The sequence below is a fragment of the Cupriavidus sp. UYPR2.512 genome, from assembly GCF_000379565.1.
In the GTDB taxonomy this organism is placed as follows: Bacteria; Pseudomonadota; Gammaproteobacteria; order Burkholderiales; family Burkholderiaceae; genus Cupriavidus.
In genome coordinates, this window is the sequence record NZ_KB902866.1 from 1 (window position 1) to 10236 (window position 10236).

Consider the following 10236-nt stretch of genomic DNA (forward strand, 5'->3'; position numbering starts at 1 on the left):
AAGGCATGCGTGAAGCGCTACGTTCAATCGACAAAGGGCAAGCTCACATTGCACTTCTTGCCTGGCTACTCGCCCGACCTCAATCCAGACGAGTTGGTGTGGAGTCATACCAAGCGCACAGGTGTGGCACGCAGGCCTCTTCGTAAAGGTGAGGACCTGCAACAAAAGGTCAACGAACAGCTTCAAACCGTGGCGGAAAATCCGGCGCTTGTACGCTCATTCTTCCGCCATCCTTCTGTCGCATATATTTCTGACTGCTGAGTAATCGTCGAAGGATGGAATCATTTCGGGGCCGCGTCTATCGCGGCCGCCATGATGTATTTCATTGTTGATGTCATTGCCTTCCGGGGAATTCCTTTCTTAATCGGCGGAGTTTCTGCAGTCCTGTTTCGAGGCGTAATGAGATTCTATTTTGAATCCTACGATGATCCCGAATCATAGATTTCGTTGACTACCGCGACGCGAGCGGCAGGCAGATTGGCGAGGAACCTATATTTGAGGAGCGCGCTTGACCGACCGCTAAGGGTCCGATCTCAGCCACCGGCAGATTCATCGAGTGCGATGTAATGCGAAAATCTATGCCCCCCACTCACGGGAGCAGCACTGAGGAGCGGTCGGCCGAACAGCAGCAATCCGTTCACTAAGCGTATCGAAGGTCTTGCCCTCTGGAAGGAAATCCTCAAAGGAGTTTGGATTCATGCCAACTTAACGCCGGGCAGCACGGTCACCCGCGGCTTGAGACCAGTCTACGGCCGGAGGAGAAACTCCAGATCAATAAATGATGCCCGGATGCATATCCCGCACGGGGAGAATGATGGCTGCGGCCCTTCAACGTCAAGGCCGGCGATTATACGGCTAGCATTTTCCTCTACTGCCGTATATCGGAAAATTCAGATTTCCCACCTTCACTGAGTTCTCGCAACTTTTTCAATCTTTAACGATTGAGTGGTACAGATCTTGGCTATATTGCGAGGCGTAAAAATGCCTCGCGGATTCCCGACTTATGAACCACCGCCGTTACCGTCTCGTTTTCAACAAGCATCGCGGCATGCTGATTGCCGTTGAAGAGTCGGCCACCAGCACCGGCAAGGGCCAGCAGGCCGGCACGCGTGCGGCGGGAGCGACGGGAGCTGGAGCCGCGCTACGCGTCGCACGTTTTGCACTGCCAGCCCTGACACTCGCGGCGTGGCTGGCCGCAGGGCTACCCGTGCAGGTTGTCGCGCAGGTGGTGGCGGACCCGAATTCCGGGGCGAATCGTCCGACGGTTGGGCAGACGGCCAACGGCTTGCCTCAGGTCAACATCACCCGCCCCTCGGCCGCGGGCGTGTCCGCCAATGCCTACACGCAGTTCGACGTACCAAGGACCGGCGTGATCCTGAACAACTCGCCGACGGCGGCCTCAACCCAGCAGGCGGGCTACATCAACGGCAATCCAAACCTGTTGCCGGGCGGCTCGGCCCGGGTCATCGTCAACCAGGTCACCAGCACGCTGCCGAGCCAGTTGCGCGGGTATCTTGAGGTGGCGGGCCCCAAAAGCGAGGTAATCGTAGCCAATCCGAACGGCATCCTCGTGGATGGCGCGGGCTTTATCAATACCAGCCGCGCGACGCTCACGACCGGGGTGCCGGTATTCGGCGGCAGCGGCAGCCTGGATGCGTTTCGCGTGACCGGTGGCCAGATCAGTATCGAGGGCGCGGGCCTGAACGCGGCCAACGTCGATCAGGTCGACCTGATCGCGCGCGCGGTGTCGGCCAATGCGGCGCTCTATGCCAACCAGATCAATGTCGTGGCCGGCGCGAACCAGGTGGACCGTGCCACGCTGGCGGCTACGCCGGTGGCGGGCGTCGGGGGCGCCCCGGCGCTTGGCATTGACGTGAGCCAGTTGGGCGGCATGTATGCCAACAAGATCCTGCTGGCCTCGACCGAGCTGGGTGTCGGTGTTTCAAACCGGGGCGTGCTGGCCGCGCAGGCTGGCGACCTGATGCTCACCGCGCAAGGCAAGCTGGTCCTTGCGGGGCAAACCAACGCCGGCGGCAATCTGGCCGTCAGTGCGCGCGATGGTATCGAAAACAGCGGCAACACCTACGGCACTGGCGCGGCATCGGTCAGCACCGGCGGCGCCCTGACAAATAGCGGAACGCTGGCGGCGCAACAAGCGCTCACGGTCAATGCCGACCGCGTGGCATCCAGCGGCACGCTCGGCGCGGGCGTCAACGCCGACGGCACAGTGGTCCAAGGCGGGGATCTGAACGTGACGACAAACGGCGCGCTGGCGGCCACGGGCAGGAACATCGCCGGCGGCAGCGCCACCCTGCAGGGCGCGAGCGTCACGCTCGCGGGCAGCCAGACCGGCGCCAACGGCAACCTGAACCTGACGGCAACGGCAGGCAACCTCGATCTGACTGGGGCGGCGGCCAGCGCCGGTGGCGCGCTCGTTGCCAGCGCTCAGGGCACCCTCCTCAACGATCGGGGGCAACTGTCAAGCCAGGGCAATCTTTCCCTGACGGCCGCCAGCGTGTCGAACCAGGCCGGGCAGATCGTCTCGCAGGGCGCGACGACCATCCAGTCGGCCGGCGCACTGAATAACACGCAAGGCACCGTCCAGGCCGAAGGTGCGCTCGGTGTTGACGCGGGCGCCGTGGACAACACCGCCGGGCGCCTGGTGTCGCTGGGCGGCGACAGCCTGGCAATCCACGCCGCCGGCGCCTTGACCAACGCCTCTGGTACCACCGCGACCGGCGCCCAGGGCGGCGTGATCGGGGGCAACGGCAGTGCGAAACTGACGGCCGACACCATCGTCAATCATGGCCAGATCAGTAGCGCGGGCGATGCCAGTGTCAGCGCGACCACGCTGAACAACGATGCCGGCAGCCTGACCGCTGGCGGCACCCTGACCGCCACCGTGGCGGGCGCCCTGAGCAACCGCCAGGGCACGATCTCCGGCGCCACGCTGAACGCGTCGGCCGCCTCGCTCGATAACACCGCGGGCCGCCTCGAGGGTGACCAGCTCAGCCTGTGCACGACGGACGACCTGGTCAACCGCAGCGGCACTATCAGCCAGTATGGGCAGTCCGATGCCGCCGTAAGCGTCGGTGGATCGCTGGACAACACCGGCGGCAAGCTCGCCGCCAATGGCCAGAACCTGACCCTTGGCGCGGGTGCGCTCATCAACGACGGTGGCCAGATCGCCCACGCCGGTACCGGCACGCTCACGCTCACCACCCAGGGCGCGCTTGCCAATACCGCAGGCCGCATTGAGACCAATGGCGCGCTCGTTACCCAGGCCGGCACCGTCAACAATGCCCAGGCACGCTCTACGGACAAACCGGCCTGTCGCTCACCAGCGGCGACGCCTTCGACAACACGGGCGGCACCACACAGACCGGCGGCGACCTCGCGGTCAGCGCGGCCGGCGCGCTCGGCAACGCCGGGGGTACGCTCGCCGCCAATGGCGCCGGCAGCCAGGCTGTCGTCTCGGCGGCCAGCCTCGACAACGCCGGCGGGCGGCTCGTCAATGCCGGCACGGGCTCGACCACGGTCACCTCGGCCACGGCGCTCAATAACACGGGCGGCGCGATCGGCGGCAACGGCCACGTGACGGTCAACGCCCAGGATCTCGCCAATACCGGCCGCGCGACGCTGGTCGCCGCCGGGGCACTGACCTTGAACACCAACCACAAGGTCGACAACCGCGGCGGCACGCTGTATGGCGGCACCGGCCTGACGCTGGACCAGGCGGGCGCGACGCTTTCCAACGACGGCGGCACCATGCTGGGCGGGCAGGACGTGACGGTCAACGTTGCGTCGATGAGCAACGCAGGCGGCGCCGTGCGCGCCAACCGGGACGTCAGTGCCAAAGGCGCCATTGCCGGCAGTGGCGAGATGACGGCCGGGCGCGACCTGTCGCTCGACGTGGCGGGCGACTACCTGAACGACGCGGCCAACCACCTGAAGGCCGACGGCAATCTGCACGTGGCCGCCAGCGGCACGCTGACCAACACGGGTGCGCTGGCAGCCGCCGGCAACCTGACTGTGGCCGGCACCAATGTCATCAATGCCACCGGCGGCGGCATGAACGGCACCACGACCACCGTGCAGGCCGCCAACGCCATCACGAACGCGGGCCGCATCGAGGGTGATACGGTGCAGACCACGAGCACGACGCTGGACAACACCGGCACGGTGATCGGCAATACCGTCCAGGTGCAGGCCACGGATCTGACCAACACTGGCGCGTCGGCGATCATCGCCGCCGCGCAGGACCTCAAGGTCTACGCGACCAACTCGGTGTCAAACCTCGATGGCGCGACGCTCTACAGCGCGGGCAACCTGCAGATTGCCCGCGACGGCACGCGTGACGCCGGCGGCATGCTCGCCAATCAGGTCAATACCCTGACCAACCGATCCGCAACGATCGAGGCGGACGGCGACATCGACATTGCCGCGCGCACGGTCAGCAACACCCGCACCAGCATCGTCACGGCGCCGGGCACGGCGCAGACGGAAAGTGAGACGCTGACCATGTGGAATGCCGGCATGACCGGCGCGGACCTGAGTTTTCATGAGAGCGTGACATTCCCGGCCTGGAGGTGGAACGGCGAAAATGCCTCGGTCAGCGCCAGCCGCACCTACGCCCTGATGCAGCCCGTCACGCTGACGGTGGACAAAGCAACAGTCAATCATCTCGATTCCTCGGCACGGACCTTCTCCTTTGCGCAGCAACCGGTTGAGCAGTACTACGATGTGACTTCGCGGGTCATCTGCTCGGATTGCCCGCCGCCGCAGCCGCTCACGCGCAATCTGACCAGCGAGCCTACGCAGCACTACCAGTCCATCACGGACAACGGCAGCACCTACAGCATCACCTTCTGGCCCGACTGGGATCCCGCCAGGCAGATCCGCCCGGACGAGGTGCGGATGCGCTTTGACCTGGGCGAGGACAGCCACGACTACAGCGAAATCTCCCGCACGACAGCCACCACCACCGCGACCGACCGGTTGGTGAGCGCCACCGACCCGGGCAAGATCCAGGCAAACGGGGCGATCCGCATCAACAGCGCGGGCGGGTCGATCCTGAACCAGTCTTCCCTCATTGCCGCCGGCGGCGACCTGGCCGCACGGGCTCCCGGTGGCGGGATCACCAGCACCGGCACAGCGCTCCAGCAAAGCGTCAGCACAACCGAGACCTCAACCTTCTACTGGCGCCAGAAGACCGGTGGCAACAACGACACGCAGGTTGTGCCCTACCCGACCATGCCGCAAGCACCCACCACGGTGATGGCGCTGCCAGCCGTGGTCACGTCCAACCAGGCAGTGCAGATCGCGGCACAGGATGTGACCGTCGCGACCGTGAATACGGTGGGCCAGACCGTGACTACCAATGGCGTGACCCGTGGCGGTACCGTCGGAGCGCAGGTGGGCAGCCTCGCCGGCCAGAGCAGCCGTCCGCAAACCGTGGGCACCGCGCAGGGTGGCTTACCGAACCTGACGCTGCCGACCAATGGGCTGTTCCGTTTCCAGACTGCACCGGGCGCGAGCTACCTGGTGGCGACGGACCCGCGCTTTACGCAGTACAAGTCGTTCATCTCCAGCGACTACCTGCTGGGGCAACTTGGGCTGGATCCGCAGAAGATCCAGAAGCGCCTGGGCGATGGCTTCTACGAAGAAAAGCTGGTGCGTGACCAGGTGACCCAGCTGACTGGCCGCACGTTCCTTGCCGGGTACTCTGACCAGCTCGAGGAGTACAAGGCCCTCATGACGAACGGCGTGACATACGCCAATGCCTTCGGCCTGACGCCGGGCGTGGGTCTGACCGACGCGCAGATGCGCCAGCTCACCACGGACATGGTGTGGCTGGTGTCGCAAGAGGTGACATTGCCCGACGGCAGCCGCCAGTCCGTACTGGTGCCCAAGCTCTACCTGGCACAGGCCAGCACGGTGAACCTGTCCGATACCGGCTCGCTGGTGGCTGGCAAGACCGTGGCGATCGGCGCAAGCGGTGACGTCGACAACAGCGGCCGTATCGTTGGAGACTTCGCCACGCAGGTGCTTGGCAACAACATCGTCAACCGGGGCCAGCTTGGCAGCACCGGCACTACCGTGGTCCAGGCCAGGCAGGACGTACGCAACCTGGGCGGACGCATCACCGGTACCGACACCCTGGTGTCCGCCGGGCGTGACGTCGTCAACGAGACGCAGACCGTCACCAACCAGGTCGCGATGGGCGCCCACAGCGCCGGGGCAACCGGGGTCGGTTCCGTAGCCAGCATTACGGCAACCGGTACGGCGGCCGTGCTCGCCGGGCGCGACATCGACATGGCCGGTGGCACCGTCGATGCTGGCAAGAACGCCCTGCTGGCGGCCGGCCGCGACCTGAACCTGGGCACGGTGGCGCTGGGCACCACCCAGGATTCCAGCTCGCGCGGTGGCCAGAGCTACTACCATGACCAGACTACCGCCGGCGCGGGCAGCGCGGTGCAGGCCGGGCAGAATGCGGTGGTCGTTGCCGGGCGCGATGCGACGCTGACTGGCTCCGCCATCCAGGCAGGCGGTAACGCTTCGCTGGTCGCCGGGCGCGACACTACCGTCACCGCCTTGATGGATACGCGCACACACAGCGAAGGCTCGCTCGGCGGCAAGGGCGCGCAGTACACGACATCGTCGGTTGACGAGAGCGCGAGCGGCAGTTCGGTGCGCGCGGGCAACAACGCTAACCTGGGAGCCGGGCAATCGGCCAGTGTGAATTCTGTGCTGCAGGCCAACGGCATCGCACCTGCCTCGCCCGACAGCAATGGCACCGGCAACCTGGCGGTGCTGGGTTCGGCGGTGACCACCGACAAGGGCGCTGCCAACCTGGTTGCCACGGGCGACGTGACGTTGGGCACCATCACGGAGACCCACCAGTCGCAGAGCTGGTCGGAGACCAAGCGTTCGGGCTTCATGTCGAAGGAGCAGACGACCAAGGAGAGCAGCCAGCAACAGACCGTCGCGGTGGGTTCGCTGGTATCAGGCGACAGCGTCTCGGCCAACGCCGGGCGAGACCTGACGGTCTCCGGTTCGACGGTTGCGGCCACGCATGATGTGAACCTGGACGCGGGCCGCAACCTGACCATCGGCAGCGCGCAGAACACCAGTTCCGCGCATAGCTATGAGCACACGACCAAGTCGGGATTCGGGGCGACCGGCTCTGGCATTTCCCGCGGCAAGCGGGATCAGAAGGACACCACCAACGACAGCGCGGTGACCCAGACCGGCAGCCTCGTCGGCGCCACTGATGGCAGTGTGCATCTAAAAGCCGGCAGCACAATCAAGGTGAGCGGCAGTGACCTGATCGCGGCCAAGGACGTGACGGGCGTGGCGGCGGACGTCACCATCGAGGCGGCGCAAGGCACGCGCCACCACGACGAGACGCACGAAGTGAAGCAAAGCGGCTTTACGCTGGGCGTATCGGGCGGCGCCATCGGCGCGGCGATCAATGCCGGCAACAAGATCAATTCCGCCGGCAAGAGCCAGGACGGCCGGGCCTCGGCGCTGTGGGGCATCGCCGCCGCACGGGACGTGGCCGATACTGCCCAAGCCATGGGTAATCCGCTGGCCGGGGCAGCCGTGACCCTGTCCTGGGGCACCAGCCAGAGCAAGCAGACGCTGACGCAGAACAGCACCAGCCACGACGGCTCGCGTGTGAAGGCAGGCGGTACCGCAGCATTCGTCGCCACAGGCATGGATGCCGACGGCAACCAGACGGCGGGCAACCTGAACGTCGTTGGCTCCGACATCAATGCCAACAAGGTAGCGCTGGGTGCCAGGAACGATGTGAACATCGTGTCGGCAACCGATACCGACGAGAGCCACAGCACCAACAAGTCCAGCAGCGCGAGTGTGGGCGTGTCATACGGTGCGCAGGGCTTTGGCGTTTCGGCCTCGGCTTCGAAATCCAAGGGCAACGCGGATACGGTTGGAGCGAGCCAGGCCAACAGTCATGTCAATGGCAAGGAGTCGGTGACCATCGTCTCGGGCAACGACACCAACATCCTCGGTGGCACGGTCAGCGGCGGCAAGGTGATCGCGAATGTGGGCGGCGACCTGAACCTCGCCAGCCGGCAGGACACCGAGGAATCCCATGCGCGCCAGCAAAGCATGGGCGGCGGCTTCAGCATCAGCCAGGGCGGTGGCTCGGCCAGTTTGTCTGCCTCAAAGGGCAAGGCGGACAGCAGCTACGCGAACGTCTCCGAGCAGTCCGGCATCTACGCCGGGCAAGGCGGCTTCGACATCGATGTGAAGGGCAACACCGACCTGAAGGGCGCGGTGATCGCCAGCGAAGCCAGTAAGGACAAGAACAGCCTGACCACTGGCACCCTGACCTGGAGCGATGTCCAGAACCACTCGGACTACAGCGCCACATCGATGGGTGTCTCCGCGGGCGGCACAATGGGCACTCCATCCGGACAAAGTAATAGCGGCCCGACCTCCGGCAAGAATACCGGCGGCATCAGCCCGATGGTCCCGCAGCACAAGAGCGGTAGCGAAAGTGGCATCGCCCAGGCGGCGGTGGCCGAAGGCACGCTGAACATCACCGACAGCGCCAACCAGAAGCAGGATCTGGCGACGCTGCAGCGCGACACGTCAAAGACCAATACGCAGGTCGGCAGCAATCCGGATCTGGACAACCTGCTGAGCAAGCAGGCCGACATGATGGCGGCAGCGCAGGCGGCAGGCGAGGCAGTGGCGAAGACCGTGGGCGATGTCGCCACGGCCAAGTACGATGAGGCCATGAAGAACGCCAAGGCCGCCGGCGAGGCAGGCGACACCAGGCTGCAAGAGCAATACCTGGCCGAGGCCAAGAGCTGGGGCGAAGGTGGCAGCTACCGGGCTGCGCTGCATTCCGCTGGCGGCGCGCTCATCGCCGGACTTGGTGGCGGTAACGCCTTGGCAGGTGCTGCGGGAGCCGGGCTTGCATCGCTTGCCGGCGGCAAGCTGAACGAGCTGAGCAGCGCGGTAACCAAGGGAGCAAACACCGGGAACGCCGACCTCAATGAAACACTGGGCAACCTGGCGGCCAATATTGCGGCGGGCGGTATTGGCGCGGTTGTGGGTGGAGGCTCTGGCGCGGCAACGGCAGCGAATGTGGATCGCTACAATCGTCAACTTCACCAGAGTGAGTATGACTTTGCAAGAAAGAACGCAAAGGTTGTGGCTCTGAAGCTCGGCATCTCGGAGCTGGATGCGGAAGGTCGGATTGTTGCCGAGATTCTTCGTAACTCGGATAAGCAGACGGCCGACGCAGCCGGAGGCAAGCATGACTATGAGGTGCGAGGCGTTCTCGGCTGCCAGAATTTGAACTGTGACGGCTACAAATCCGATGCAAACTATGCCAACCACGACTACAACAGCCAATACATTACGGGCAACCAAGCCACTTACAACCGAGGACAAGCTCAACTAGGCAAGGGGCAGACCTACAACGAGCTGGTAACTTCTAACGTCAAGAAAGATGCGGTGGGTGCAACTCTTGCGGGTGCAGGAATGGTGGGGCTTGGTTATGTCACCGGGGGAACAGGCACTGCCGTTGGCATCAAGATGTTCGGTGCTGGAGTTGGGGCGGCTGCGAACTATATGTTTCAATCTGGGCAGACGGACTGGTTGGATGTTGGTATTGCGGCCGCAACAGGCTTTCTTACGACTGGATCTGGATTGGGCTCATCTATCGTAACAAACGTTGGTGGCTCCGTTGTTGGTTCGGGCGTGAAGGTTGAAAATCCGAATGGTGGAGTTGCTGGAGCCACAGTTGGCACTGTGGTCGGCTACGGCGTTGGCAAGGTAATTGAGGTCCCCACTGCTAAGGTAATGGACCCACGCGGGTGGTGGACTCCAGATTGGACGAGCGTGGGGAACGGCATTTCGAAGTGGAATGCGCCCAATCCAATCCCTGGCATGCTAGGTGGAGTCGGCTCTAGGGAATCGCTGAACAAAGCGTCAGCGCGCAGCGTTGCCAGTGTGATGCCGATTTTTTTTGTCAACCAACAGCAGATTTGACGGCTTGCCAGTTGGAAATTTTCATTTTTTGGGGCTTTTGCCCCGGGTTTCACGCCTTATGCCGCCTTGCAGACGGAATTGTCCATTGATTGCAGCAACGCTTTCTTTGCAATCACCAGATTGGCCAGCGCAAACAAGGTGTCGCACTGCGCACCGTTTTTGGCCAATCCCCTGTAGCGAGCCTTCTTGTGCTTGAACAGATTC

General features: G+C 64.1%; 1 protein-coding gene and 2 pseudogenes. 2 read left to right on the forward strand and 1 reads right to left on the reverse strand.

Annotated features, from left to right (window positions below):
- Together A3A5_RS40815 and A3A5_RS37760 are read left to right on the forward strand one after the other, a co-directional pair.
- Window positions 1-261, forward strand: a 261-nt coding sequence (locus tag A3A5_RS40815) for a transposase (RefSeq protein ID WP_198293108.1), incomplete at its 5' end; no start/stop codon positions are given.
- Between the two features lie 742 nt (window positions 262-1003).
- A pseudogene (locus tag A3A5_RS37760) lies at window positions 1004-10032 on the forward strand (hemagglutinin repeat-containing protein).
- 56 nt (window positions 10033-10088) lie between these two features.
- On the opposite strand, the pseudogene A3A5_RS43025 reads toward A3A5_RS37760, so the two are convergent.
- A pseudogene (locus A3A5_RS43025) lies at window positions 10089-10236 on the reverse strand (IS5/IS1182 family transposase); the annotation flags it as partial.